At 40.3% G+C, this 25,522-nt stretch carries 26 protein-coding genes; 20 read left to right on the top strand and 6 right to left on the bottom strand.

Annotation, left to right across the window (positions count from 1 at the left end):
* Positions 1 to 148: 148 nt before the first annotated feature.
* The 7 genes from ESA94_RS09010 (at position 149) to ESA94_RS09040 (ending at position 6,651) form a co-directional block, all read left to right on the top strand.
* Positions 149 to 1,204, top strand: a complete 1,056-nt coding sequence (locus ESA94_RS09010; RefSeq protein WP_129130556.1) for a sensor histidine kinase — start codon at positions 149 to 151, stop codon at positions 1,202 to 1,204.
* The gene (locus ESA94_RS09015; protein ID WP_129130557.1) at positions 1,201 to 2,295 is read left to right on the top strand and encodes a sensor histidine kinase; all 1,095 of its coding nucleotides are present in this window, start codon (positions 1,201 to 1,203) and stop codon (positions 2,293 to 2,295) included. Before ESA94_RS09010 ends, ESA94_RS09015 begins: the two co-directional genes overlap by 4 nt.
* Positions 2,296 to 2,305: 10 nt before the next feature.
* Positions 2,306 to 3,070, top strand: a complete 765-nt coding sequence (locus ESA94_RS09020) for a LytR/AlgR family response regulator transcription factor (RefSeq protein ID WP_129130558.1) — start codon at positions 2,306 to 2,308, stop codon at positions 3,068 to 3,070.
* Between the two features lie 156 nt (positions 3,071 to 3,226).
* Positions 3,227 to 4,075 (top strand): hypothetical protein, encoded by an 849-nt coding sequence (locus ESA94_RS09025; protein WP_129130559.1) that lies wholly within the window; start codon positions 3,227 to 3,229, stop codon positions 4,073 to 4,075.
* A gap of 209 nt (positions 4,076 to 4,284) precedes the next feature.
* Positions 4,285 to 5,049 carry a DUF5602 domain-containing protein gene (locus tag ESA94_RS09030; protein ID WP_129130560.1) on the top strand — a complete coding sequence of 255 codons (765 nt, stop codon included), beginning with the start codon at positions 4,285 to 4,287 and terminating at the stop codon, positions 5,047 to 5,049.
* An 83-nt stretch (positions 5,050 to 5,132) separates the two neighbouring features.
* On the top strand, positions 5,133 to 5,816 hold the full coding sequence (locus tag ESA94_RS09035) for a hemerythrin domain-containing protein (RefSeq protein ID WP_129130561.1): 684 nt from the start codon (positions 5,133 to 5,135) through the stop codon (positions 5,814 to 5,816).
* A gap of 202 nt (positions 5,817 to 6,018) precedes the next feature.
* A complete protein-coding gene (locus ESA94_RS09040) occupies positions 6,019 to 6,651 on the top strand; it encodes a YceI family protein (protein ID WP_129130562.1) in 633 nt (210 codons plus the stop codon).
* A 130-nt stretch (positions 6,652 to 6,781) separates the two neighbouring features.
* Here the strand turns inward: ESA94_RS09040 and ESA94_RS09045 are convergent, their stop codons facing one another.
* Positions 6,782 to 7,252, bottom strand: coding sequence for a DUF4920 domain-containing protein (locus tag ESA94_RS09045; protein WP_205755944.1), 471 nt, complete (start codon positions 7,250 to 7,252; stop codon positions 6,782 to 6,784).
* 243 nt (positions 7,253 to 7,495) lie between these two features.
* Between ESA94_RS09045 and recA the strand changes: the two genes are divergently transcribed.
* Positions 7,496 to 8,566, top strand: coding sequence for a recombinase RecA (recA, locus tag ESA94_RS09050; RefSeq protein WP_449405345.1), 1,071 nt, complete (start codon positions 7,496 to 7,498; stop codon positions 8,564 to 8,566).
* A 186-nt stretch (positions 8,567 to 8,752) separates the two neighbouring features.
* The gene (locus ESA94_RS09055) at positions 8,753 to 9,256 is read left to right on the top strand and encodes a hypothetical protein (protein ID WP_129130563.1); all 504 of its coding nucleotides are present in this window, start codon (positions 8,753 to 8,755) and stop codon (positions 9,254 to 9,256) included.
* Positions 9,257 to 9,282: 26 nt separating this feature from the next.
* Here the strand turns inward: ESA94_RS09055 and ESA94_RS09060 are convergent, their stop codons facing one another.
* Both ESA94_RS09060 and ESA94_RS09065 read right to left on the bottom strand, forming a co-directional pair.
* Positions 9,283 to 9,591, bottom strand: coding sequence for a DUF3817 domain-containing protein (locus tag ESA94_RS09060; RefSeq protein WP_129130564.1), 309 nt, complete (start codon positions 9,589 to 9,591; stop codon positions 9,283 to 9,285).
* Between the two features lie 14 nt (positions 9,592 to 9,605).
* Positions 9,606 to 10,004 carry a MerC domain-containing protein gene (locus ESA94_RS09065; protein ID WP_129130565.1) on the bottom strand — a complete coding sequence of 133 codons (399 nt, stop codon included), beginning with the start codon at positions 10,002 to 10,004 and terminating at the stop codon, positions 9,606 to 9,608.
* 101 nt (positions 10,005 to 10,105) lie between these two features.
* Here ESA94_RS09065 and ESA94_RS09070 point away from each other — a divergent pair, with 101 nt between their 5' ends.
* From ESA94_RS09070 to ESA94_RS09080, 3 genes are read left to right on the top strand one after another with little or no spacing between them, the layout of a single operon-like run.
* Positions 10,106 to 10,762, top strand: a complete 657-nt coding sequence (locus tag ESA94_RS09070) for an SCO family protein (RefSeq protein ID WP_129130566.1) — start codon at positions 10,106 to 10,108, stop codon at positions 10,760 to 10,762.
* Between the two features lie 13 nt (positions 10,763 to 10,775).
* Entirely contained in the window at positions 10,776 to 11,195 is a 420-nt protein-coding gene (locus ESA94_RS09075) for a Fur family transcriptional regulator (protein ID WP_129130567.1), read from the top strand.
* 50 nt (positions 11,196 to 11,245) lie between these two features.
* Positions 11,246 to 11,590: a hypothetical protein gene (locus ESA94_RS09080; protein WP_129130568.1), complete on the top strand. Its 345-nt coding sequence runs from the start codon at positions 11,246 to 11,248 to the stop codon at positions 11,588 to 11,590.
* A gap of 129 nt (positions 11,591 to 11,719) precedes the next feature.
* On the opposite strand, the gene ESA94_RS09085 is transcribed toward ESA94_RS09080, so the two are convergent.
* Together ESA94_RS09085 and ESA94_RS09090 are read right to left on the bottom strand one after the other, a co-directional pair.
* The gene (locus tag ESA94_RS09085) at positions 11,720 to 13,438 is read right to left on the bottom strand and encodes a M3 family oligoendopeptidase (RefSeq protein WP_129130569.1); all 1,719 of its coding nucleotides are present in this window, start codon (positions 13,436 to 13,438) and stop codon (positions 11,720 to 11,722) included.
* 134 nt (positions 13,439 to 13,572) lie between these two features.
* On the bottom strand, positions 13,573 to 14,121 hold the full coding sequence (locus ESA94_RS09090; RefSeq protein WP_129130570.1) for a DUF5606 family protein: 549 nt from the start codon (positions 14,119 to 14,121) through the stop codon (positions 13,573 to 13,575).
* Positions 14,122 to 14,359: 238 nt separating this feature from the next.
* Between ESA94_RS09090 and ESA94_RS09095 the strand changes: the two genes are divergently transcribed.
* The 8 genes from ESA94_RS09095 (at position 14,360) to ESA94_RS09130 (ending at position 23,413) form a co-directional block, all read left to right on the top strand.
* Positions 14,360 to 14,989, top strand: coding sequence for a hypothetical protein (locus ESA94_RS09095; RefSeq protein ID WP_129130571.1), 630 nt, complete (start codon positions 14,360 to 14,362; stop codon positions 14,987 to 14,989).
* A gap of 51 nt (positions 14,990 to 15,040) precedes the next feature.
* Entirely contained in the window at positions 15,041 to 15,619 is a 579-nt protein-coding gene (gene gmk / locus ESA94_RS09100; protein WP_129130572.1) for a guanylate kinase, read from the top strand.
* A gap of 41 nt (positions 15,620 to 15,660) precedes the next feature.
* On the top strand, positions 15,661 to 16,923 hold the full coding sequence (locus ESA94_RS09105) for a hemolysin family protein (RefSeq protein WP_129130573.1): 1,263 nt from the start codon (positions 15,661 to 15,663) through the stop codon (positions 16,921 to 16,923).
* A 112-nt stretch (positions 16,924 to 17,035) separates the two neighbouring features.
* Positions 17,036 to 19,633, top strand: a complete 2,598-nt coding sequence (locus tag ESA94_RS09110) for a zinc-dependent metalloprotease (protein ID WP_129130574.1) — start codon at positions 17,036 to 17,038, stop codon at positions 19,631 to 19,633.
* A 96-nt stretch (positions 19,634 to 19,729) separates the two neighbouring features.
* The gene (tatC, locus tag ESA94_RS09115) at positions 19,730 to 20,611 is read left to right on the top strand and encodes a twin-arginine translocase subunit TatC (protein ID WP_240671019.1); all 882 of its coding nucleotides are present in this window, start codon (positions 19,730 to 19,732) and stop codon (positions 20,609 to 20,611) included.
* A gap of 112 nt (positions 20,612 to 20,723) precedes the next feature.
* Complete coding sequence (gene rpiB / locus ESA94_RS09120; RefSeq protein WP_129130575.1) at positions 20,724 to 21,176, top strand: ribose 5-phosphate isomerase B; 453 nt, start codon at positions 20,724 to 20,726, stop codon at positions 21,174 to 21,176.
* Between the two features lie 3 nt (positions 21,177 to 21,179).
* Positions 21,180 to 21,863, top strand: a complete 684-nt coding sequence (locus ESA94_RS09125) for a hypothetical protein (protein WP_129130576.1) — start codon at positions 21,180 to 21,182, stop codon at positions 21,861 to 21,863.
* Between the two features lie 86 nt (positions 21,864 to 21,949).
* Positions 21,950 to 23,413: a M28 family metallopeptidase gene (locus ESA94_RS09130; protein WP_129130577.1), complete on the top strand. Its 1,464-nt coding sequence runs from the start codon at positions 21,950 to 21,952 to the stop codon at positions 23,411 to 23,413.
* Positions 23,414 to 23,522: 109 nt separating this feature from the next.
* On the opposite strand, the gene ESA94_RS09135 is transcribed toward ESA94_RS09130, so the two are convergent.
* Positions 23,523 to 25,190 (bottom strand): putative transporter, encoded by a 1,668-nt coding sequence (locus tag ESA94_RS09135; protein ID WP_129130578.1) that lies wholly within the window; start codon positions 25,188 to 25,190, stop codon positions 23,523 to 23,525.
* Positions 25,191 to 25,522: the final 332 nt, after the last annotated feature.

Here is a 25,522-nt window from a genome sequence, read left to right on the forward strand (position 1 = left end):
TTTTGGACTTTTGTATTGCTGTTAAAACAAAAAAGAACAATAGCAAACTGTTTGCAGGCAGTTCAATTAACAACAATGTATACCGCTGCCGTTGCAGGTTGTGTACACGCTGTAAAAAAGGGAAAACGTATTTAATTTGTGAAGGAAGATGCAGTTTAGCTTACCGAAATATACCAGTAAAGATTATATGGTACTCGCCGTGGTGATTGTACCAATCAGTCTTTTTATAAATACAATCGTGTTTCAGTATGCCCTGCTCAGCAGTTTGTTGTATTTCCTTGTTACAACCGTTTCTACTATGATCGGTTTTTCGCTCTTCTTTGTTATTTGTGGTGCAGTAGCAGTACTTCTGAAAAAACGTTTTCCTGCAGAAGAACAGTTGAGCACAAGGCTGTCGTTAATGATCTCTGCGTTTCTCTTAATGTCGGGCCTGTTTCTTTTTCTGCTCTTTACTATTTATGCTGCCATACCTTTTTACCGTTACAGTTTTAACGAAAACACTTTTGTATGGGCTTATTTTTCGCTGGGCATCGGTAATATCTTTCTTACGTTTTTACACGAAGGCATACACCGTTACGAAAACTGGACAAAAAGTATTGATGAAACCAATAAGCTTCGTGCCACTTATCAACGCAGCCGTTTGCAAGGCTTACGCAGCCAGGTAAATCCGCACTTTTTATTCAACAGCCTTAACTCGCTCTCCAGTTTAATAAGCGAAGAAGGCGATGAGGCAGAAAAATTTTTAGATGAAATGAGTAAAGTGTACCGGTATATGCTCCGCAGCGAATCGGACACGATGGTAACGCTGAACGAAGAGCTGAAATTTTTAGATGCTTATTATTTTTTACTATCAACAAGATATGGCAGCGGATTACAAATAACCACGCAAATACAGGAAACACACCGTAAGCTGTTGTTGCCTCCGCTTTCGTTACAGATAATTCTCGAAAATATTATTACCCAAAACAGCATCAGCAAAACAAGTCCGTTACGCATTAGTATTACAGCAATGGAAGGCAGCCTGTTTATTCTCAACAATGTGCAGGCAAAAACCATTAAAGACGATTTTGATTCGGATGCCGGTATCGACAACCTGTTAAGCAAATACCGTTTACTGAATCACCAGGCACTGGTAACCGAGAAAGCAACCGAACGTATTATACGCCTGCCATTACTGCAACAACAAGAGGAGGTGCCGGTATGAAACTGATAAAACCTCCAAAGCTTGAGCTTTACTCCTTTTTGTTTTCAATGCCGCTTATTGATGTGGCGTTGAATGTTGTTTTGTACAAACACCGCATCTGGAGCGAGGGATCTATTTGGCTGATCTCCTTTCCGCTGATGTTTTTATTTGGCACTATCAGCTGGTTTCTGCACATACAATATGAGCATTGGGTTGAAACAAAATTTCCTGAACTCAACCAAACAAAGCAACGCATTGCATTAAAAGCAGCAGCATTTCTGTTTATTATGCAGCCTTCAATATTGGTCATTTTTTATTTATACGATCATTACCAGATACTGGGTTACAGCATTGAAAGAAATGATTTGCTGAAAGGGATGATCATTGGCTTCTCTGTAAATCTTGTTTTTGAAACCCTGTACGAAGGCGATTATGCATTAACCAAGTACAAAGAAAGCTATGCCGAAAAAGAAACCCTGCAGGAACTGTCGTTACAAACAGAATTTGATGCATTAAAAAACCAGGTGAACCCGCATTTCCTGTTCAACTGTTTTAATACACTCTCATCGTTGATTGCTGTAGACAGGCAACGGGCCGAAGAGTTTTTAAACGAGCTGAGCATTGTGTACCGTTACCTTTTGCGCAACAACGAAGAAGGGCTGAGTACTTTGGCCAACGAAATTAATTTCATAAAATCGTACTACCGTTTACTGCAAACAAGACACGGCGAAGCCGTCGAAATTCATATTGAAATTGATAAACGTTACGAACCTTACCTGTTACCCTCGCTTACGCTGCAACTGTTGGTAGAAAACGTGGTGAAGCACAATGCACTTTCGAAAAACAAACCACTGGTGATAGATATATTTACAATGGCAGGTAATAAACTTGTAGTTAATAACAACCTGCAGCGAAGAACTGTAAAAGCGCCCAGTAATAATGTGGGACTTGAAAATATTAAAACCAAATACAGTTTACTAAAGCAGCAAGGATTTCAGGTAATGGAAAACGAAAAAAACTTTACGGTTGTGTTACCGTTGATCTGGAAACCTGTTGACAGCGAAAGTGAACGTATTAAAAAAGAAAAGCTGTTTATTAACAATAACCATTAAACACTGTTGTATGAATATTTTAATTGTTGAAGACGAAGAACTGGCTGTAAAAAAATTACAGAAAACATTGGCGGCTGTAGACGATACTGCTGTTGTGCTTGCATCAACCGATAGTATTAAAAGTACAGTTGAGTGGTTGAATGAGAATCCGCAGCCCGATCTTATACTGATGGATATTGAACTGGCCGATGGCCAGAGCTTTGAAATATTTAACCTGGTTGATGTAAAAAGCCCGGTAATCTTTACCACTTCGTACGATGAATATGCATTAAAAGCTTTTAAAGTAAACAGTGTAGATTATTTGCTGAAGCCAATTCAGAAGGAGGAGCTGGCTGCCGCATTAACCAAGTACAAAAAATTACAGAGTAATGCCAAGCCCGACTTAAGCCTTGATAACCTTGTAAAAGAACTGCAGCAGAAACTGCAACCCAAAGAATACCGTAAACGCTTTTTGGTAAAGCACGGGCAAAAGTTGGTAAGTGTGGAAGTAGAAGACATTGCTTATTTCTACAGCGATGGCCGCTTGAACTTTTTTAAAACAAAAGACAATAAAAAATTTGTGGTTGATTATACTATGGATGAGTTGGAAGACATGCTCGACCCGGCACAATACTTCCGCATCAGCCGTTCGTTTTATGTATCGGTAACCAGCATCGATAAAATTGATGATTATTTTGGCAACCGTCTTGTTCTTGGTCTTATACCAGAAGTAGATAAAGAGGCACTCGTAAGCAGAGAAAAAGTTACAGACTTTAAAAAGTGGATGGGCAAATAAATCAGCTCACCTGTTTATCAAAGCTCCGCCATGTGCGGAGCTTTTTATTTTGGTACAGTTCATCCCTTCTTTCTTTCAGTTCAGGCATATTGCTGAAAATTTATTTCAACTGCGCATTCATTTTTGCAGTTATTAATAAAACAAAACCCTTTCATCATGCTAAAACATCTTTTCCGCAACAAACGCAAAGCCCAATTTTCTGCAGCAACAGGTTTGGCAGTTTGCAGCTTTGCAGTATTCTTTCTTTATTCGTTTACAACCAAACAACTTGCTGCCGATTTTCTGCAACAGCTCGGCATTACCAAAGCAACAGCCAACGAAAAAATAGGCAGCGGTTTCTTAGGAGGCGCCTTCGATGCCTACGGTATTAAAAACTTAAAAAATATTCCTGCAACAGCAAGGGTTTCGCTTACCAAAGAAATTGCAGCATACAGTAAACAATATGTACAAACAGCTGCTTACCTGAAAGAGTACAATGAGCTGCGTAACAATCACAAACCCGAGTTCAAGCCATTACAAACACCGGAAGAAATGCAGCAACAGTTCATTGCGCAATACAAAAAAAGTGTTGCTGATATGGAGCAAACAGTTAAAACCGCCGACGCAACAATGAAGCCGATATTTGAAAAAATGCTGGCCGATGCTAAAAAGCAACTGAAAGAAGCTGAAGATCCCAACAATAAATCATTAGTGAACTATCGTAAAAATTATGAAGCAGCTGCACAGCAAAACAAAGCCGGTTACGAACAACAGATTGCACGTTGGGAGCAGCAGTATCCATCCAATCATTTACTGTACGTTAAAAAGCGTTTACAAACTTTTCTTGCAGAAACAGCAGATGTTGATTTTGATGCAGAAACTATTGAGAAAAATGGAAAAAAATATTTTGTGAACCGTGCATACGAAAGCAAAGGCTCGCATTGGAAAATGGCCTATCGTGCAGGTAAAGATGTGGTAACAACAGCAAGAACATTTGTTGAAGCATGGCTGAAAGAAATTAACTGATCTGCAAACTGTTTTTATTTACAAAAGCCTGTTTGAATAAACAGGCTTTTCTTATGCGCTTTATACAGTTGCTACATTTCATACATGCAAATAAGCAATTGAAACATTACAGTCTTTTTCTCCGCCTGTATCTGCAACATCTTTGCACTGTTAATTCACTACACTGTAAAAAACAACCAGTGTTTTCATCATCATTAAACCTTTCATCAATGAAAAAGTTATTCTTCGTTTTTACTGCAGCGGCAGTTGTGCTCACTTCATGTACTAAAGACAAAGGCCAATCGAAAGCCGGTATTTTCAAAGGTCCGGAAACAACAATGCACGAGGGTAAAGCCTGGACCTGGGTTCAGTTAGATAAAGACGGTAACCCTGAAAGAGTTGCCATCAGTGTTAACGAAGATGCGCTGAACAGTATGCCTACAGACGATGGCAGTGGTGGTGGTCACGATCACGACAACAATACTGTACTTTCTTTTCCCTCGCAGGCTGCAAACATTGCATTTAAGCATGCATGGGTAAACTGGAATCCCGCAGGTCATCCGCCGGCAAACATTTACACCAGCCCACATTTCGATTTTCACTTTTACACCGTTTCATCTGCAGAAAGAGAAACATTTCTTGACCCTGCAAAACTTGCTGCAAGTGTTCCGGCCGAATACCTTCCTGCCAACTACATAGGTATCGATCCTGTGCCAACAATGGGCAAACATTATGTTGATGTTACATCACCCGAATTAAACGGCCAGCCTTTTACCGAAACATTTATTTTAGGTTCGTACGATGCCAAGATCAATTTTTACGAACCAATGATCACACTCGAATTTTTAAAAGCAACGGCAACTTACGAGCGTGCTATTCCGCAGCCTGCTAAATATCAGCAAAACGGTTACTATCCAACCAAAATGAGAATTCAAAAAGCAGGACAGGCAACCAACATTATCCTTGAAGGCTTTGTTTACCGCACTGCTTCATAAATAATACTTCAATTGTTCAGCCGCTGATAAAACACCGGCGATCCTGTAAGAAAGCCGGTTTCTTTCACTTTAAAAAAAACACCATGCAACGTTATAATATTTTTTACCAGGTGCACAAAGGCTTGCGTGCGCTTTTGTACAATACAATGATGAAGCTGCAGCAAACGGATTTCACCAATGAAAAAGATGCTGCTGCAGTAACTGCACAAGTTGCTACCGTGCTGCAACTTTTCGATGCGCATGCACATACCGAAGACAATTTTGTTTTACCCGAAATAACTGCTTTTGAACCTTCGGTTGTTGCTTTGTTTGAAAACGAACATGTACTTGATCTGAAGTTGAGTACGGGTTTGTCGGACATGTTAAAAGCATTTTCGCTTTGCCAATCGGATGAAGCAAAACAAGACATCGGTCGTAAACTGGAACACGCAGTTGCAGCATTTATGAATTTTAACCTTGCACATATGGCAAAGGAGGAAGATGTGCTCAATACAATTTTATGGCGCTATTATACCGATGAACAATTGCACCAGGTAACACTGCGTATACTGGCACATGTTGATCCTGCACTTATGCCCATCTATAATAAATGGATGATGCACGGTCTATCGAACAGCGAAATAAAACAATGGTTGCTGCAGGTTAAAAACAATGCACCCGATTTTGTATTTCGCAGTATGATGGATTTAGCCGCTGCTGAATTACCGGTTTCAAGACTATCGGTTATTCAAGCCGAATTATCTGAGGGTGCTATGTTGGCTGCCTGACCGATTTAAACAAACTTCCACAAGCACGCCTCTTTTTGCCCAAGCCGGGGTAAAAGGAGGCGTGCTTTTTTGTTCCTGTGTTAGTTTGCCGTGTTTAAACATTGATTTTAAACCGTTTAAATAGCTTTCGGGCTTTTTAACATATACATTACATGTATGTACATACACTTTCCGCATCTTTGCAGTCTAAATCAATTGACTAATGAAGAAGTTATTTTTTGTGCTGATTGCAGGTGTTGGTGTAGCGAGCCTCTCAGCTTTTTTAAAGAAAGAAGATTCGGTTGCGCAACCGGCTCCGGCAGTACAAACTCCTACCAAATGGACACTGGACAAATCGCATTCCAACGTAAAATTCACTGTAACGCATATGGTGGTTTCTGAAACAGAAGGTTCTTTCAAAATTTTTGATGGTACAGTAGAACATACCAAGGCCGACTGGAGTGATGCGAAGATTAATTTTACAGTAGACATCAACTCGATCAACACCGATAACGAAGGCCGTGACAAACATTTGAAAGGTGACGATTTCTTTAACGCAGAAAAATTTCCTAAAGCAACTTTCGTTGGTAAAACATTTAAACCGCTCGGTAATAATAAATACGAACTGACAGGCGATCTTACTATTCGTGACGTAACCAAAAGCGTGAAGTTTGATGTGAAGTTTGGTGGTATTGCTACAAGCAGCCGTGGCGATAAAGCAGGCTTTAAAGCAACGGCTTCCATTAACCGTTTTGATTACAACTTAAAATGGGATCGTGCAACAGAAGCAGGAGGATTGGTTGTAGGTAAAGATGTTGAATTAACGGTGTTACTTGAGTTGAACAAAGCAAAATAAGCAGTGGTTAGTTTTGGGTTATAAAAAACGCCTCACAATTGTGAGGCGTTTTGCTTTTATAGATTATCAGAAAAATAAAGAAAGCCATCTCAAATAAGAGGGCTTTCTTTATTACAGAATTTATACATTCTTATAGCACCAGTACACCCGATGCAACAAACTGTACTTCCTTTTTTGCATCTTTTATCTGCTTAATTTCTTCTTTTGTTTTACCTGCATCGCCTGCATAATGTTTCTGCTGCTTTACACTTACTTCCTTCACTTTTGCTTCGCCTTCTAACACCACTGTTTGACCAACAATATTCTTTGGCATAAAGAAACCGTAATCTTTAAACTTAACCATTACTGTTTCTCCATTTGATTTTTCAACTTTCATCCAGCAACCTTTTTCCTGGCATACTTCCGTAACCTTGCCAGTAATTTTTCCGTTAAAGCTTCCACTTTTTTGCACCTGCTCTTCCATTACAGCAACGGTAACCACATCTTTGTTTTCGGTACCTGTACCATAAGTAACCCCTTTTGCGGCAGGTTTAGGATCGTTTTGTGCCATAGCAGCAACGCTAATAAAAGCTGCCATCATCAATAAAGACAGTTTTTTCATGCTTTGTAATTTTTAGGTGCTAAAGTTAACATCCTTACTAAAGTAAACAAACTGCTGCTGTTAAAATTCCGCTATTGGTAAACATCTCATCTTAATATATGTTCTAAACAGCTTTAATTGATAACCCATTCCTCAGCTATATTTTCATCTTCCTTAATTATTTTGCTAAAATAGTTGGTTTCTAAAATAATTAGTTTTAGTATTGCTAAATAAATTAGTGTGTACAAACAAAACAAACCCGTTATGGAAGAGACTTTAATTTTGGAGAAACCAAAAAAGGAAAAAATGAGTAAAGAGAGCAACCTCAACAATGAAAAGCTCAAGGCATTAAAGCTCACCATCGACAAGATTGATAAAGACTTTGGCAAGGGCAGTGTAATGATGATGAATGAGAAAGGCGTACATGAAATTGAAGTGGTATCAACAGGCTCTATTGGTCTAGATACAGCTTTAGGTGTAGGCGGCGTACCCAAAGGACGTATTGTAGAGATCTATGGACCTGAAAGCTCTGGTAAAACAACCATTGCCACACATATTATTGCTGAAGCACAAAAGAAAGGCGGCATCTGCGCTATCATTGATGCGGAACATGCCTTCGACAGTGTTTACGCACAAAAGCTGGGTGTTGATGTAGACAACCTGCTGATCTCTCAACCCGACTATGGCGAACAGGCCTTGGAAATTGCAGATCGCTTGATCCTTTCCGGTGCATTGGATGTAGTAGTGATCGACTCTGTAGCAGCACTTGTACCCAAAGGTGAACTGGAAGGTGAAATGGGCGACAGCAAAATGGGCTTGCAGGCACGTTTAATGAGCCAGGCTCTGCGTAAACTCACAGCTACCATTTCAAAAACAAATACCATCTGTATTTTCATTAACCAGTTACGTGAAAAAATTGGCGTTATGTTCGGTAACCCCGAAACAACAACCGGTGGTAATGCGTTGAAGTTCTATGCATCGGTTCGTTTAGACATCCGTCGTATGAGCCAGATCAAAGATGGTGATGAAGCAATTGGTAACCGTGTTAAAGTAAAAGTGGTAAAGAATAAAGTGGCTCCTCCATTTAAAGCAGCTGAATTCGATATCATTTTTGGAGAAGGTGTAAGCAAAACAGGTGAAATTATTGATATGGGTGTTGATCTTGCCATTATTCAGAAAAGCGGCAGCTGGTATAGCTACAATGGCGACAGACTGGGACAAGGTCGTGATGCAGTAAAACAACTGATCATTGATAACCCTGAAATGTCAGCAGAAATTGAAGCAAAAATTCGTGAAAAGATAAAAGAAATTCAAAGCGGAGCGGCAGCTTCGTAAACTTCGGGTTTGTTTGTAAGTACAGGTCTTTCGGTTGCAGCAATGCGTACCGGAGGACCTTTTTCTTTTACGCATAGGGGATGACAAGAAACATTGCATGAAGCAAGTATTCCGTTTACTTTAGCAGCATCTTTTACAGAAAAATTTACTGTGAAGATGATTAGATCAACTATTCAATAGCTACAAATGAAACGTTTACTACAGTTAGCTCTTATACTTTTAGTAAGTTTTGCATTAACAGGCTGCCCTTACGAATCAACAGTGCCAATTGATAAACCAGCTGTTAAGTTTCCCGAAAACCTGTTTGGAAAATGGGAACCTAAAAATTCAGGTGAAGAACTGTTCACGATAAAGAAAAAAAACGACTGGGTTGTATACATCAGCAAAACAAAAAAAGATCCCAAGCCGGAGGATAGTCCTGAAGAATATGAAGCCTTTCTGTCGGAAGTAAATGCTGTTTGGTTTTTGAATGTATCGAATAAAACAGATAAGAGTTCGCCGGAGTCGTATTGTTTGTACAAAATGCAGGTTGCTGCCAACGGATCACAAATAACATTAAGTGCGGTTACAGAAAATATCGATGAGCAGTTCAGCAACTCTGCGGAGCTAAAAGCATTCATCGAAAAAAATATGCAGCTGTCTTTCTTCTTCGATAATGAAGAGGATATTTATCTCCGCCCACATAAGTAAGCCGCATTTCATCTATTGTGCAAATCTTATTTAGCAGAAAGCAGTTCTTCTTCTTTCTTTAATTGCCTGTCGTACACAAATGTTCCGAGAGGTAACCATGCCGCAATAAATGCGTAGAGAAACTTTTTAAACGGCCAGTTGTATACTTCCTTTACATAAAAAGCCTGCGCTACATAAAGCACAAACAATAAACCATGCGCCCAACCGGTGTACTTAACTGCCAACGGCAAATCAAAAATGTATTTCAACGGCATGGCAATGAGTAGTAACACAAGAAACGATATACCTTCTGCAATACCAGTTTTGCGAAGAAGTTTTAAAGGCTTTAGACTCATAATTCAAAAGAAGATCAGTGATTACAATCGGTGCTGTGGCAATGATTTGCTTTGCGGCAAAAACGATGGTTGAGCATGTGTGCAGTAATAATTAAAGCAACAGCCGGCACTACAAACAAAAAGGATGAGTAGGGAAAATGCACAAACTGGTTTACTGTAAACAATACCATTGCTGCAGAAAAGGGAACGAGCGTACCCCAGTGGTGGTGGTGCTTTTTATAACCATGCCACAGTGTACTGAAACCAATTACAAAAGCTGCGCCCAATAACAATACTTCCACAAATACATTGTGGATGATGTTCACTCCAAATAAAGGAAGGCTGGTAATAAATAAAGGAACTACGGCACAGTGTATGGCACAGGCTACAGATGCGGCAATTCCTAAGGCTTCCCAGTTAATGCGAAAATTCATAAAGGAGAGCAAAAGTACATATTTGCAATTATGTTGCAAATTTTATTTTCAGGAGTTGACGCCTCTCTCCTGTTCGTACCTTTGCACTTTATTTTACAGATATGTCGAAAAAATTGTGGATTTACGTTGGGTTCTTTGTTTTGTTGCTTGCCGTTTTTTATCTCGCTTTATTCTGGGGCACCGATCTGTGGCGCAAAAAATTGCCTGTTATGAACGATGTGAAAGAGTTTGCTTTTGTTAATCAACTGGGCGATACAATCACGAATCAACAGGTTACCGGCAAAGTTCAGGTGGTTGAGTTTTTCTTTACAACCTGCACAGGCATCTGTCCTAAAATGAACACCAACATGAAAGACATTGTAAAAAACTTTGTTGCTGAAGAAGATTTTATGGTGTTAAGCCACACTGTTGACCCTGACAAAGATTCTGTTACAAGACTGAAACATTATGCCGACTCAATGAAAATAGATCCAACCAAATGGATGCTGTTAACCGGCACCAAAGTAAAACTCTACGAAGCTGCACGAAAAAGCTATTTGTTAGACGATCAGAAAAACGGACTTGATCCTATTGCCGATCAGTTTATACATACGCAGTTGTTTGCATTGGTTGATAAAAGTGGACGGGTGCGTGGTATTTATGACGGACTTGATAAAAAGGAGCTGGTAAAACTAAATGATGATATCGCACTCATCTTAAAAGAGCGTTACGATGGCCCTCGTTTTGTGAATGGTATTTTTCAGAACAACCCCAATTAAGTAATTTTCGGTTATGAGCGAAGCAATTAAAGATCTCCTGAAAAAAAATCACATGAGTGTAACCGACAGCCGGTTGCAGATACTGGACATGTTTTACCATGCACCAGGGGCACTTGCTCATGCCGATATTGAGAAAAAAGCAAGCGACAAAATTGATCGTGTTACAATTTACCGTACGCTTCAAACTTTTGAGGAGAAAGGCATCATTCATACTATACCTACTGCCGATAACTCGGTAAAGTATGCTTTGTGCAAAGACCGTTGCGAAGAAGGTCATCATCACGATAACCATGTGCATTTTGTTTGCGACAAATGCGGCAAAACAATTTGTTTGGATGATGTGCACGTACCTGAGGTAAAACTCCCGAAAGGATTTCAGCCACAGCAAAGCAATATGGTGGTAAATGGTTTTTGCAGCGATTGCAGAAGCTAGAGCTAAGAGTTAAAAAAGAGAAATGAGTGAAAGAGAAGAAATACAAATAAATGATAGACGAGAATTTTTACTCCGCTCTCGAATTTAAATTAACAAAGGCATTTTCTAAAGCAGATAATGAATTAATAAATTCATTTTGGTGTGATGGAATATTGCCGATACCAGCAGAAGATGTTACACGTATCGGCAAGAAGTATAAAAAGGAATTAAGAACAACTGCATTCCTTGGTAATGATGGCCAAGAAAGGTATTTAATGACAATTTTTTTCGGCCCAAAAGCATTGACTAACTACTCAAGGGGTATTGATCTCGAAGATTGTATCCCCGATCATACAAAAAACAATTGGTTTGCTGTTGATGTAGTTAATAAAAGTATTTCGATTAGATTACTTTAATTCTTAAATATAAACGTCTCCCTCCTTTTCTTCTTCCCTCTTTTAACCTTTTAGCCAAAAAAAAAATGCCCTGCCGTAGAAACGGCAGAGCATGATTAATGTTCTGATTTAGCTCTGCAAATATCGGTATTAATTGAGATTATCCATTTCAGTTTTTACAAAATCCATCAACGTTTTGATATGACCGGGTGAAAAATCAAATTTCAACCCTGCTGTTTCATAAAGCTGAGGCAAGGTTTTGGTACCGCCCAGGCTCAATGCATCCATATAATTCTGCAAAGCCTGTTGCTGGTTTTGCTTAAACTGCATCCACAAACCAATTGCCCCTAACTGTGCAATGCCATACTCAATATAATAAAACGGCACTTCAAACAAATGCAACTGGCGTTGCCATTCAGTTGGTCTGAATTGTTCCAAACCTGTATAATCAATCAGGCCGGTGCTGTATTCGTTTGCCAGTTGCATCCATTTTGCACCACGCTCTTCGGCCGTATGCGTTGGGTTTTCGTAAATCCAATGCTGAAAGGCATCAATACGGGCAATCCAGGGTAAAATGGTAAGTACACGTTCGAGTTGTTTGAATTTTGCTCTGCGTAACTCTTCCTTGTCCTTAAAGAAAATTGTCCAATGCTCCATACTGAACAATTCCATTGCCATACTTGCCACTTCGGCAATTTCAGCTCCGTATTCTTTAAACCCAGTGAGTTCAAGATTATGCGTAAGGAACGAATGAACCGCATGACCGCCTTCGTGTACCATTGTGGTAACATCGTCCAGCGTACCTGCAGCATTCATGAAAATAAACGGAGCGCCTGTTTCTGCTAACGGCATATTGTAACCACCGGGAGCTTTGCCTTTGCGGCTGTCGAGATCAAAACGCTTCAGTTCATTCATCTTGCGTAAGCAATCGGCAAAGAAGGGATTGAGTTGCTCAAAACATTCAATTGTTTTTTCGGTTAACTCTGTTCCATTGCTGAACGGTTGTAACGGCTCAATACCTGCAGGTTCTGCATCCATATCCCAAGGACGTAACTGGTCTACTCCAATTGCTTTGCGCTGTTCTTCGTAAATAATTTTCACCAGCGGCACTACATGTTGCTTCACTGCTTCATGAAAATTAAAACAATCCTGCGGCGTATAGTCGAAACGGCCAAGTTCCTTAAACTTATAATCCCGGTAGTTTTTAAAATCAGCATTCAATGCCAATTGATGGCGCTTGGCAACAAGTTTATCGAATAATTCGTTCAACGTACCACGATCCTGGTAACGGCGGTTCTGCACTTTCATGTACACTTCTTCACGCAACTGACGATCGGAGCTTTCTAAAAATTTAGCTGCCTGTTGCAACGTATACTCCTTGCCGTTTACATCTACGGTCATCTTTCCGGCAATCTGTCCAAACTGTTGTTGCATCACACTCAGCTCAGACATGATGGGAATATTTGCTTCTCTGAACAATTCAATGCTCTTTTTAATTGATCGCAGGTAAGTAAAGTATTTATCTGCATCAAGTTCTTTTGTAAATGCACAATCAACCAACTTACGGTTCAACTTATCTGCATAAGGCTGCATTTTTGGCGCAATCTCCATATAGAAATAGTTGAACGCTTCTTCAAGTGCTTTGTTCTCTGTGTCGCAAGTCATACGTACCTGGCGCCAGCAGGCATCTTCACTAATTACAGCTTCCAGTTCGCTGCTGTCTTTTAACCACTGCTCAAGATCGGCCTTGCTGTTAATAGCCCGGTCAAGCAATTGTGTAAAATAGGGCTCAAGGGTATCCCATGTTGTAATGGAAAAACCGGCTGGTAAAAAATTCCGTTCAATTGGTTTTATATCGGCAGAGTACATAACAGAAGTTTAAATGATAAAAATAAAAAACGTCATTCCAGACAAAAGAGAAAGCTCACTATATTCAAAAGAACAGATGAGTGCTCTCAAAACCCGGCATGACGTTCTAATTTAAGACAGGATTTGAAAAAAGCTTAGTCTTCTTTTTTCTTCCTGGTAGTTTTTTTCTTTGGAGCTTCTTCGCCTGCTTCTTCAGCCGGTGCTTCTGCTTTTTTCTTAGCTGCTTTTTTTGCAGGCTTTGCTTCTTCAACTTCAGCAACTACCGCTTCTTCAACGGGAGCTTCTTCTTCAATCAATTGTTCAGTTAATTTCAGCTCAATGCCTTTAGCAGTAATAACGCCAAACCATTTTACCATCTTCTTCATATCGCTGGCGTACACACGTTCAAAATCCAGATCGGGATATACTTTTTCGAAATAAGCTTTTACTGCTTTTGCATCTTTTTCTTCCGGTAATTTTCCACCATCGTCCTGCATTGCTTTAAAAATATCAATGAGGTTAACGTTATCACGAACGGTATACACTTCAATACTTTCCAGGTGCGAAAACTGGTGTTGGCGGGTTGATGCAAACTTGGTTGAATTGTCTTCGAGCGACCGTACAATAGCACCATCGTTTTTGCTGCTAACAAGTTCAAACAAACCGGGTAAGCCGGTAACTGCAATTAATTTTCCGTATTCCATAATTTTAAATTCAAGGGCTGCAAGTTAACGGATTTCGTTTAACCTGTTTTCAATTTTAGCTGTTAAAGCTCTACAAGTTTCCCAACAGCTATTTAATTGTAAACCAATAGATAAGCTTTGCGAACCTATTTTGGCCGTTAATTATTTGTCGTACAAACTATGAAAGCAGTGGCTACTTGTTTGTAATACTGGGAAACTGTTTATATTCGTTTCCATCAAGTAACTCAAAATCCAGCGCTTGCAACAGACAATATCCGAAGTAAACTTCAACCGCATCAGCAACGAACAGGTTGTTTCTTTCATACACGATAATGAATTGTATAAACTGAATGATTTTGCAGCATTAGAATCATTTTGTCCGAAAACCAATTGCACGAAGCAGTTCTATCAGCACCATAAAACGTTTTTTATTGAAGAGCGACTGGAAAAAGTATGGAATGCGTACAAAAGCATTCATCCAAAAAAAGCATGGTGCGGATCAATGCTGGAGTTTGGTTTGCAGTACTGCCGCAACAACAATAAGCTTTCTTATATTGATGATGAATACACAGGAGCGAAAGCAGGACAAATTGTACTGATTCGGGTAAAGGCATTAGGAGGTTTGGCAAAAGTTGCAGTTGGCCACGAAATAACATCTATTAACGACGAACAACATACGCTTGAAACAAGCTATTTGGTGAAAGGAAAATCGCTGGGCAGCCAACGTATACAACTCAGCACCTGTAATAAAGGCTTTACAAAAATCTCCCATCACACTATTTATAAAAGCGGCTCCTGGTTGCGGGATAAACTCATCTACCCTTTCTTTCATACCAAAGCCATTCGTGAATTTCACAGCAACATCCGCAAGTCGTTGGCAAAACAATAACGGATTTGCATTTCGGTTAACATTAGCTGTATTCATTTAATTTTGGGGCTTATGGAACAGGGCCACCAGAAAATTATTATCATTACCGCTCCATCGGGTGCTGGTAAAACATCTATTACCAAACAGCTGATGAAACATTTTCCGCAGCTGTCGTTCTCCATCTCTGCTGCAACACGCAACCCGAGGGCACACGAAACTGATGGTAAAGATTATTACTTCATCAGTGTTGAAAGTTTTCAGCAAAAAATTCAGGAAGAAGCTTTTGTTGAGTGGGAAATGGTTTACGAAGGCAATTACTATGGCACATTAAAAAGCGAAATGCAACGCATCTGGAACAACAAACAAGTGCCGGTACTTGATATTGATGTAAAGGGCGCTATTCATGTGCAGGATCTCTATCCAAAACAAACACTTTCGCTCTTTATTGAACCACCTTCTGTTGAAGAGTTGCGCCGCAGGCTCGAAAGCCGTGGCACCGAAACAGCCGACTCGCTGGAAGCAAGAGTAAACAAAGCTGCTTATGAAATATCGTTCAAACATTCATTTCAGCATGTAATTCTTAACGATAACCTCGACAGGGCCATTGCAGAAGCAATTAGCATTGTAGGTAATTTTATCGGCGCTGTTTAATTCTATTGTATTTTTTTGCAAAAGCACTATTTTTAAGTACTATGAACTGGTACATGTTGATATGGATTGGAGTGAGTATGCTGCTGATGGGTTTTTTTGCAGGTCTGCAATCGGCATTTGGTGCTTTAAATCGTTTTTCGGTTGAGCTGAAAAAGAAACAAGGCGCAGCCAGCGGCCGTATTCTCAGTTTCTTTATCGATAACCAGAGTAAGTTTATTGGTGCAATACTGGTAGGCTCAACACTTACATTGGTTGTATTTGCATTGTTGGTGAATCGTTTTTTCCAACCTGTGTGGCAGGAAATGCCTGCATCAATTAAAAATTCTGCGCTCTTACGTTTAGGTCTCGATTTTCTTACAGGCGGTATTATTGCGTTGATTGTTTACACCGTTTTTAAAGCCTACTTCCGCAAAAAAAGTAATGCAGCTCTTTCGTTTTTTGCCCGTATTACCAATATTTTTTATCGCATTTTTTCGCCCGTTGCTTCACTCTTCGTTGGCCTGGCAGAGTGGATCTTAAAATATCTCTTCGATGTACGTGTAAACGATAAAAAAGAATCGTTCACCCGTGTAGATCTTGATCATTTTGTGCAGCAAAGCAAAGACAACGACGACGAAACACAAGACATCAACACAGAGTTGTTTGAAAATGCACTTTCGCTACCGAGTGTAAAAGTGCGTGAGTGTTTAATACCCCGTAAAGAAATTGTAGGTGTTGAAGCAAATGCAGATATTGATGAGTTGAAACAAAAGTTCATTGAAACAAAACTCAGCAAGCTTATTGTTTACGAAGGCAATATCGATAACATTGTTGGCTATGCACATCAGCTGGATATGTTTCGTAAACCGGCCGACATTAAATCGATCTTATTACCTATTCCTGCTGTTCCCGAAAGCATGGGCATTACCGATCTTATCAATCAATTTACACGTGAACGTAAAAGTATTGCATGGGTAGTAGATGAGTTTGGCGGCACCAGCGGCATTGTTACAATGGAAGATTTGCTGGAAGAAATTTTTGGCGAAATACAGGATGAGTACGATACCGAAGAGTTTGTTGAAAAACAATTAGCCGAAAACGAATTCATCTTCAGCGGAAGGCTTGAACTTGATTACTTAAACGAAAAATATAACCTCGATTTTAAAGAAGAAAGCGATGCTGAAACTTTATCGGGTTACATAGTAGAACACCATGAAACAATACCTGTTGCCAAAGACCGCATTATTATCGACGATTACGAATTTGACATCCTCTCCGTAAGCGAAACAAGAATTGAAACGGTTAAAATGAAAGTGCTTCGTTAAGCATTTCAGCAACCAGTTACAATTTGGCAGTTCCGTTTATATAATGCAACCGAACCCCCTAAAATTTTAGAGTATCTTTTCATTTCATCTGTTAATCATTAAACCACGAATTATGAAGAAGCAATTTGCAGTGGCACTCTCTGCTTTGTGCCTGCTGCTGGCTAATGAAGCCTCCTCGCAGGCAAAACCGCCAGCCTCTCCTGTACCGGCCGACACAACAAAAAAAGCGCCCCCAAAACCAAGTATTAACGACAAAGTAAAATCGAGCAAGAAACATGCTGGCTTGTTTACTGTTTACCAGGATACAACTACCGGTAGTGTACAGATGTACATTCGAAAAGACCAGTTGGAAAAAGATTTCATTTACCAAAGCTTTTCGTTAAGCGGACCAACATCGTTGTATCTCAACCAAAGCATGCACCGTTCAACCTTGCTGTTTAAAATTCGTAAGTCGTTTGATAAGCTGGAATTTTCGTTAGTGAACACCAGTTTCTTTTACGACCCAAGCAATGCAGTAAGTAAGTCGGCGAATGTAGACGTGGCTGAATCGGTATTCTTTGCCGATAAAGTTTCATTCGAAGATTCTACCGGCTATCTTATTACGGCTGACGCCTTGTTTGTGAGCGAAAAGCTCGATCCGGTAAAACCATTACCTAATCCATCGGTTCCTTCGTTCTTGTTTTTTAACCTCGGCGGTTACAATCCAATGAAGAGTAAGGTGAGCGGCTTACGTTCTTACCCAAACAATACCGATGTAATTGTTGATCTGGCGTACGACAATCCTGCTCCTTTCAACCAAGGCGGAAAAGATATTACCGATGCTCGTTACATCCGTATTAAACTGCAACATTCATTTATCGAAGTACCGAAGAACGATTATCGTCCACGCAAAGACGACCCTCGTATTGGTTTCTTTTCGCAGGAAGTTGATGATCTTACATCGAACAGTTACACTCCGTACAAAGACATCATCAACCGTTGGCATTTAAAGAAAAAAGATCCATCGGCTGCAATGAGCGAACCTGTTGAACCGATTACGTATTGGGTTGAAAACACAACACCTGTTGAATATCGCCAAACAATTGTAGAAGCAGGTTTAAAATGGAACGAAGCATTTGAAAAAGCAGGTTATAAAAATGCTGTTCAAATGAAAATTATGCCCGAGGATGCAACATGGGATCCTGCTGATATACGTTACAATGTTATTCGTTGGGTGTCGTCAATGTATCCATCATACGGCGCCATTGGACCAAGCTTTGTAAACCCTAAAACCGGGCAGATACTTGGTGCAGATATTACCATCGAATGGAAACCTGCAGCATTATTTCCTGGCGATGCCGTTTATACCGATCGTACTGCTGCGTCTGTAACACAAACAGAAGATGCAGCCGATGCATTTGAAAAAATGTTGCCCGCCAATATGCACAACCATTGGAAAAACTGCAATATTGGTAAATATGTAATGCAGCAATATGCGGCAGGCTTTGCAATGGCACAAATTGCAGGCGCAACCAGCGAAGATGAAAAAGAGTTTCACAAACAATTCCTGTATTACCTGGTAATGCATGAAATGGGGCACACACTTGGTCTTAACCACAACATGAAAGCAAGTACCATTCTTTCGCCAAACGAATTACATAACAAAGCCATTACATCGAAAGTTGGTTTAATGGGTAGCGTTATGGATTACCCTGCGGTAAACGTTGCGCTCGATAAAACAAAGCAAGGCGATTACTATACCACCAAAGTTGGTCCGTACGATGTTTGGGCAATTGAATATGGTTACAGCGAATTTGCTGCCGGCGAAGAAGAGGGCAAACTCAGCGCAATCGCATCACGCAGCAACGAGCCTTATTTAACATTTGGTAACGATGCCGATGATATGCGCAGCCCCGGTAACGGTATCGATCCTCGTGTAATGGTGAACGATATGAGCAGCGATATGGTTGCTTATGCCGAAGACCGTTTCAAATTTGTAAATGCAGCCTTACCAAAACTCATCAGCAAGTTTGGTAAACCAGGTGAATCGTATGCCGGTATTCGTGGCCGTTACAACTTACTCAACTTCGAACGCCGTACCATGGCACAGTCTGTTGCCAACTATATTGGTGGTGTGTATGTAGACAGAAGTTTTATTGGTCAGAACGGCGACAGCAAACCTTACACTGTTGTGCCTGTTGCTTATCAGAAAAAAGCAATGGACATGTTGGTGAAATATGTTTTTGCGCCGAATGCATTCGATGCTGATGCACAGTTGTTCCGCTATTTGCAACTGCAACGCCGTGGTTACAATTTCTTTGGTGCAACAGAAGATCCAAAACTGCAAAACAACCTGTTTTCGAACCAGGTTGTAGCATTACAAAGCATGCTCAACCCTGTTACGCTTAGCCGTATCAGCAACAGCAGCCTGTATGGTAACACTTACAGTGTGGCCGATGTAATGACCGATCTTGCAAACGGGATTTTTAAAGCAGATATTGCCGGTGCTGTAAACCTGTATCGCCAAAACCTGCAAACCGAATTTGTAAAAGGTACCATTGGTATTGTTTTATCAAACACAGGATACGACAATGCATCTCGCAGTGCAGCATTTAACACATTACGGAAAATAAAAACAATGCTCGGTACAGCTGTATCGCCTAACGAGCAAACAAAAGCACACCGCAGTATGCTTGTTTTTCTGATTGATAAAGCATTGGCTACAAAATAAGCCTGTATTAAAAGGTTAAGAAAAGCGGTCCATTAGGACCGCTTTTTTATTTGCTCATTGGTTTTCGGGTTACATTTGCAACTGAAATCATTAACCGTGGCTGAAGCAACTTCTGAACGCAGATCATTAATACAACGCATTCGTGGTAAAAAAGGCGAAGAAAAAGCCGAAATGAGCTTTATCGATCACCTTGAAGAATTACGATGGCATGTAATACGTGCCGTATTGGCCGTAATCATCGCTTCTATTTTTGTTTTTTTTAAAATCGAATTTGTTGTTGATAAGATATTAATGGGACCAGCCCATAAAGACTTCATAACTTATCGATGGCTCTGTAAGCTGGGCGAATTGCTTCATGTGAACGCACTTTGTTTATCTGATTTTACTATTAAGTTTCAGAGTAATGCCATGACAGAACAGTTCCTCACCACGTTTACTGTTGGTTTTACTGTTGGGTTCATCATTGCGTTTCCCTACGTGTTCTGGGAAATCTGGAAATTCATTAGCCCTGCTTTGAGCGATAAAGAGCGTAAAGGAACTACCGGCGCAATTTTCTGGATCTCTGCCCTGTTCTTTATTGGTGTTGCGTTTGGCTACCTGGTGCTTACCCCTTTCATGGTAAACTTCTACTCAAACTATTCTCTTGGTCCTTTAATTGAGTTTAAACCCACCATCAGCGATTATTTCGAAAACCTTATTTACTTAACCGTAGGGATTGGTTTATTGTTTCAACTGCCCGTGGTAATTATGTTACTTACCAAAGTTGGAATGCTTACACCCATTACACTTCGCCGCATCCGCAAATATGCGTTTGTGGTCATTCTTATTCTGGCAGCGATCATTACCCCATCTACTGATCCGTTCAGTTTGGCATTGGTAACTATTCCGCTATATGGTTTGTACGAATTAAGTATTGCCATGAGTATGCGTATTTACAAACGCCAGATCAAGCAGGAAGATATTGAGGAATGGAGCTAAGAATAATGGATAATTTTATAATGAATAATTGATAATAGCTACAACTTAAACAGAGAAGGTATCTTTGCAGAAATTATCAATTATCCAGTTATCAACTATAAATTTTTAAGCTATGCAAGTGTTCGATTTGAGTAAGCCGGTTGCCATAGGTTGCGACCATGCAGGGTTCGATTACAAAGAAGACCTGATCTCTTTCCTCGAAGGAAAAGGAATTGCGTTTAAAGATTTTGGTACGCACTCGAAAGACAGTGTAGATTATCCCGATTTTGCGCATCCGGTTGCATCGGCTGTTGAAAACGGCGAAGCAGCATTTGGCATTTTACTCTGCGGCAGTGCAAACGGTGTTGCAATAACAGCCAACAAACATCAGGGCATTCGTGCCGGGCTTTGCTGGGGCGAAGAGATTGCACAGTTGGTTCGTGCACACAACAATGCCAACATTATTTGTATTCCTGCCCGTTTTGTGCGTGAAGGCGATGCTGAGAAAATGGTACATACTTTCATGACAACAGAATTTGAAGGTGGTCGCCACGGCTTGCGTGTAAATAAAATTGCCTGCGCATAGTTTATGAAAGGTCTTAACTATGTTGTTAATATATCAGTAGCTATTTTATTCGCTGGTCTGTTCTTAATCTCCTGCCAACAACCAGAAAAAGAAAACAAAAAAGTCGCAGAACAGGCATCCATACCAACCACAGTTTCAATTGAAGCTATTTTACTAAGTTCCTTGCAACAAGGAGATGCTGGCTTGAAAATGGAATCACCTTTTGGTTTTTTCCAAACAGGAAATTTTCTTGATAAAAAAATGCGATGTGCTTTTACTGTTAGTTGCACAAAAGACTCTACATACCTTGTTAAGCTTTATCGCATTGAGGACCTAAAGTTGTACCTGCTGGATAGCATTGCAGGGCTTGAGGCAAATCCCTCTCAATTTTCCACCACTTATGCGGATTATAATTTCGACGGTCAAACCGATATTTATATTGATGTGTCAATGTCGAGTGATTTTTTATTTTATTGGGGGCATTTGATAACTATTGACCCCACAACAAAAAAACTCACTCACCATCCCGAAGCTAGGGGATTAGCCAATATACAAGCAGATCCAAAAACAAAAACCATATTCTCAGATGAACCTATTACTTGCAGATATTCCGGCAAACAGGCAGCATGTAAAGTAACAAATGAATGGATCAACGGACAGCTAAAATCAGCTAAAAAGGATTGCCCATGTGAAACGTTTCAACAATAGTTTAAACACTGGACTACCATTCATACAACTGTCCCGCCATTGGCGGGATTTTCTTTTATATTCGGCCTTCTAAAAAATTTTAATGCATGAGGACTTACTTCCTGGCCGCACTTAGTTTGCTGGCTCTCTCTGCATCGGCCCAAAAGAAAAACAAAACGGCCGAGCAGTTTTCAAAAACAATCACTGCCGACGATCTGAAAACACATCTTTACATTCTGGCCGGTCCGGAAATGGAAGGAAGGGAAACAGGTACTGCCGGACAACGTAAAGCAGCCGATTACCTGAAACAACAATTTCAGCGTATTGGTATTGCTCCTGCAAACAATGGCAACTACGAACAGTTTTACCCTTTGTACAAAGACACATTGAAAGATGCATCTGTATCTGTAAACGGAAAGACCTTTGAATTTGGTAAAGATTTTTCAGCTGCACTCAACAGCGTCTTTACAAGTCAACAGTTTTTCAGCGAAGTAGTGTACATGAGCAAAATCGATACTACAACAGATATTCGTGGTAAAGCAGTGGTGATTGTTGCAAAGAACGGAACGCAATTGCCTGCATTTAACGACATCAACAAACTGTACAGCCGCCAGCCTGCTGCTGTTTTGTTTGTGGTGAACAATGTAGATAAAACGCCCTCGCCACGTGGTGGCCGTTTAAGCATGAACCTGTACCGCAACCGTCAGAACCCAATAGTGGTTCGCATTTCGGAAGCAATGGGTGAGGCTTTGTTAAAAACCGATTTCGCTACTGCAAAAACGCAAACACTCGAAACAAAAACAGTTGCAACTGAGTTAATGCTCAGCTTCAAAAAAGATTTTGATGTTACGCAAGCTTCGAATGTGTTGGGTTTTATTGAAGGAACCGATAAGAAAGATGAGTGGGTGATCATTTCTGCACACTACGATCATGTGGGTATCATTGGTGGTAAAATTCACCCGGGTGCCGATGATGATGGAAGTGGCACGGTGGGTGTACTGGAAGTTGCCGAAGCATTTGCAAAAGCAAAAGCCGCAGGTAAAGGTCCACGCCGCAGTATTTTATTCTTAGCTGTTAGTGGCGAAGAAAAAGGTTTGTGGGGAAGTGCATACTATGCAGATCATCCTGTTTATCCGTTGGAAAAAACCAGCATCGATATCAACATCGACATGATCGGTCGTAAAGATGATAACCTTAAATCGCTCGACAGCAATAACCATGTGTACTTAATTGGCGATGACAAACTGAGCAGCCAGTTAACACCGTTTGTTGACAGCATCAACAACATGTACATTAACATTATTACCGATCGCAAATACAACGATCCGAAAGATCCTAACCGTTTATACTACCGCAGCGACCATTACAATTTTGCTGCAAAAGGAGTTCCGATCGTATTCTTCTTTGATGGCATTCATAAAGATTATCACAAACCAAGCGATACTCCGGATAAAATCAATTACGATCTGCACGAGAAACGCAGCCGTTTGGTATTTCTGTTAGCTTGGGAAGCAGCCAACCGTAACAATATGTTTGTGCGTGATATTCCCTTGAACGTACCTGCGAGATAATTGCAAGCTCAACGCATCATAAAAAACCCCGGCAAGTTTGCCAGGGTTTTGTTTTTGTTGCTGCTGAACAAAATTGAACAACACATCAACCTGCATAACTCCTGCTTTTTTACGATAAGAACAAAATCAATAGTTGAGCTGCAATGATCCTTAAGATCATTGTTAACGGATATACGGTTGCGTATGTAACAGAAGCTACTTCGTTTTTTGCCAGTTGTGTTGAGAAAGCCAATGCCGGCGGATCGGTACTTGCACCGGAAAGCAAACCACATACTTCAAAAAATGTTTTACGAAATACATAGTGTGCAATCATACCCACAATTAATAAGGGAACAATGGTAATGGTCAGCCCCATTACAATCCATAACCATGCATTGTTACCACTTAATGCTGTTTGTAAATTGGCACCGCTGCTTAATCCAACACTTGCAAGAAACAAACTGATGCCTAACTCCCGCAACATTAAGTTGGCACTATACGTTGTGTATTGGTTCAAATAAAACTTGCCACCATAACGGCTAAGTAATAATGCAATAATCAACGGACCTCCTGCCAATCCTATTTTCACGGGCACCGGCATATTAAAGAAGAACATTGGAACACTTCCAAGCACAACACCGGCTACAATACCAATAAAGATGGGCGCAAGATCGGGCACATCCAAACGTTTCAACTGGTTACCTACTGTTTTGGTAACAAGATCAATCCCTTCTTCTGTGCCAACCACTTTCACCTGGTCGCCGAGTTGCAAAACAATATCGCCATGCGGAACCATTTCCACACCTGCACGGCTTAAACGGGTTAAGGTAAAATCGTGTTGATGCAGTGCGGCAATATCGCCCAAACGTCTGTGTGTAACTTCCGATTGTGTAACAATAATAATGCGGGAGATCAGTTCACTCTTCGGCAGCTCTTTCAAATTCATATCACTCTCTTCGCCGATGATTGTTTTTAATACCTGCAGTTGATCTTTATGTGCAACGATCAGCAACACATCGTCCTCTGCCAAATGCGTTTGTGGTGTAGGTGTTATTACTTTTCCCTGGTGATACAGGCGGGATACAACAACAGGTTCTTTCAACAATTCAAACACATTGCGCAATGGCTTGCCCACCAGCTGTTTGTTTTGCATTACTAAATGAATCGAAACAGGTTTGTTCGATTTAAGCACATCAAGCTTGCGATGCAATTCACGTTCTTTATCCAGGTTCACACGGAAGAACGCTTTCAATATTAAGATTGCAGCGATAATACCGAATACACCAAACGGGTAAACAACTGCATATGCAAGTGTGATAAACGAGGTAGTGTCGGCGGGCAGATGCAGATCTTTTGCTGCTGCCTGTGCAGCGCCAAGACCGGGCGTGTTGGTTACTGCACCGCTCATAACACCGGTAAGTGTAGTAATTGGTTGCCCCAGTAAAAAGTAAAAGCCAACCACTGTTAATACACCAAGCAGTACTACCATTGCGGCAAGTCCGTTGGTAACAGCTGCATTTTTCTTCAGCGATGAAAAAAAACCCGGACCAACCTGTAAGCCTATGGAATACACAAAAAGAATTAAACCGAACTCTTTTAAAAAGTGTTCGGTTTCTTTATTTACATGAATGCCTGCATAAGAAATAGCAAGGCCCATAAACAGGATCCATGTAACGCCGAGTGAAATACCGAAAATTTTTACTCTTCCTAACCAGGTGCCAATCGCAATAACAACACCAAAGATGATTACTGTTTGCGGAATACTTTCTTCAAGCAGTAGTTTAATAAACCAGTTCATGTGATTATGTTTTGTTATCTGCCGTTCGCAGATGTTTTTTGCCTCCTGATATGCCCATGCTCTTTTTTGAACTTACTTGTAATTGCGAATGAGCGTTTCCTAATAACAAAATAGGATGTGTAAAACTAAGTTGCTGATTATACACAGGTACTAATCAAAATCACAGTTTCTGCTTTTTTTAAACATGTTCTGTCAGGAATGCCCTCTAAATTATCCTGTACTGTCATGCTGGGGACAAGCTCAGCAACAACATATACAATCTTAGTCAACGAAAAACCACAGTGTTTGTGTTAATAAAATACTGTTTTAAGTTTACCCATTATTTTTATTTC

This window comes from Lacibacter luteus (assembly GCF_004118265.1).
Taxonomy (GTDB): domain Bacteria; phylum Bacteroidota; class Bacteroidia; order Chitinophagales; family Chitinophagaceae; genus Lacibacter; species Lacibacter luteus.

What these genes read in the sequence shown, in the direction of transcription:
- gmk (WP_129130572.1), top strand. Translation starts at nt 15,041, where the DNA reads ATGGAACAGGGCCACCAGAAAATTATTATCATTACCGCTCCATCGGGT.
- ESA94_RS09130 (WP_129130577.1), top strand. Translation starts at nt 21,950, where the DNA reads ATGAGGACTTACTTCCTGGCCGCACTTAGTTTGCTGGCTCTCTCTGCA.
- ESA94_RS09090 (WP_129130570.1), bottom strand. Translation starts at nt 14,121, where the DNA reads ATGGAATACGGAAAATTAATTGCAGTTACCGGCTTACCCGGTTTGTTT.
- ESA94_RS09105 (WP_129130573.1), top strand. Translation starts at nt 15,661, where the DNA reads ATGAACTGGTACATGTTGATATGGATTGGAGTGAGTATGCTGCTGATG.
- ESA94_RS09085 (WP_129130569.1), bottom strand. Translation starts at nt 13,438, where the DNA reads ATGTACTCTGCCGATATAAAACCAATTGAACGGAATTTTTTACCAGCC.
- ESA94_RS09060 (WP_129130564.1), bottom strand. Translation starts at nt 9,591, where the DNA reads ATGAGTCTAAAGCCTTTAAAACTTCTTCGCAAAACTGGTATTGCAGAA.
- ESA94_RS09035 (WP_129130561.1), top strand. Translation starts at nt 5,133, where the DNA reads ATGCAACGTTATAATATTTTTTACCAGGTGCACAAAGGCTTGCGTGCG.
- ESA94_RS09015 (WP_129130557.1), top strand. Translation starts at nt 1,201, where the DNA reads ATGAAACTGATAAAACCTCCAAAGCTTGAGCTTTACTCCTTTTTGTTT.
- ESA94_RS09045 (WP_205755944.1), bottom strand. Translation starts at nt 7,252, where the DNA reads ATGAAAAAACTGTCTTTATTGATGATGGCAGCTTTTATTAGCGTTGCT.
- ESA94_RS09040 (WP_129130562.1), top strand. Translation starts at nt 6,019, where the DNA reads ATGAAGAAGTTATTTTTTGTGCTGATTGCAGGTGTTGGTGTAGCGAGC.
- ESA94_RS09075 (WP_129130567.1), top strand. Translation starts at nt 10,776, where the DNA reads ATGAGCGAAGCAATTAAAGATCTCCTGAAAAAAAATCACATGAGTGTA.
- ESA94_RS09125 (WP_129130576.1), top strand. Translation starts at nt 21,180, where the DNA reads ATGAAAGGTCTTAACTATGTTGTTAATATATCAGTAGCTATTTTATTC.
- ESA94_RS09025 (WP_129130559.1), top strand. Translation starts at nt 3,227, where the DNA reads ATGCTAAAACATCTTTTCCGCAACAAACGCAAAGCCCAATTTTCTGCA.
- ESA94_RS09080 (WP_129130568.1), top strand. Translation starts at nt 11,246, where the DNA reads ATGATAGACGAGAATTTTTACTCCGCTCTCGAATTTAAATTAACAAAG.
- ESA94_RS09020 (WP_129130558.1), top strand. Translation starts at nt 2,306, where the DNA reads ATGAATATTTTAATTGTTGAAGACGAAGAACTGGCTGTAAAAAAATTA.
- recA (WP_449405345.1), top strand. Translation starts at nt 7,496, where the DNA reads ATGGAAGAGACTTTAATTTTGGAGAAACCAAAAAAGGAAAAAATGAGT.
- ESA94_RS09135 (WP_129130578.1), bottom strand. Translation starts at nt 25,190, where the DNA reads ATGAACTGGTTTATTAAACTACTGCTTGAAGAAAGTATTCCGCAAACA.
- ESA94_RS09055 (WP_129130563.1), top strand. Translation starts at nt 8,753, where the DNA reads ATGAAACGTTTACTACAGTTAGCTCTTATACTTTTAGTAAGTTTTGCA.
- ESA94_RS09110 (WP_129130574.1), top strand. Translation starts at nt 17,036, where the DNA reads ATGAAGAAGCAATTTGCAGTGGCACTCTCTGCTTTGTGCCTGCTGCTG.
- ESA94_RS09070 (WP_129130566.1), top strand. Translation starts at nt 10,106, where the DNA reads ATGTCGAAAAAATTGTGGATTTACGTTGGGTTCTTTGTTTTGTTGCTT.
- ESA94_RS09010 (WP_129130556.1), top strand. Translation starts at nt 149, where the DNA reads ATGCAGTTTAGCTTACCGAAATATACCAGTAAAGATTATATGGTACTC.
- rpiB (WP_129130575.1), top strand. Translation starts at nt 20,724, where the DNA reads ATGCAAGTGTTCGATTTGAGTAAGCCGGTTGCCATAGGTTGCGACCAT.
- ESA94_RS09065 (WP_129130565.1), bottom strand. Translation starts at nt 10,004, where the DNA reads ATGAATTTTCGCATTAACTGGGAAGCCTTAGGAATTGCCGCATCTGTA.
- ESA94_RS09030 (WP_129130560.1), top strand. Translation starts at nt 4,285, where the DNA reads ATGAAAAAGTTATTCTTCGTTTTTACTGCAGCGGCAGTTGTGCTCACT.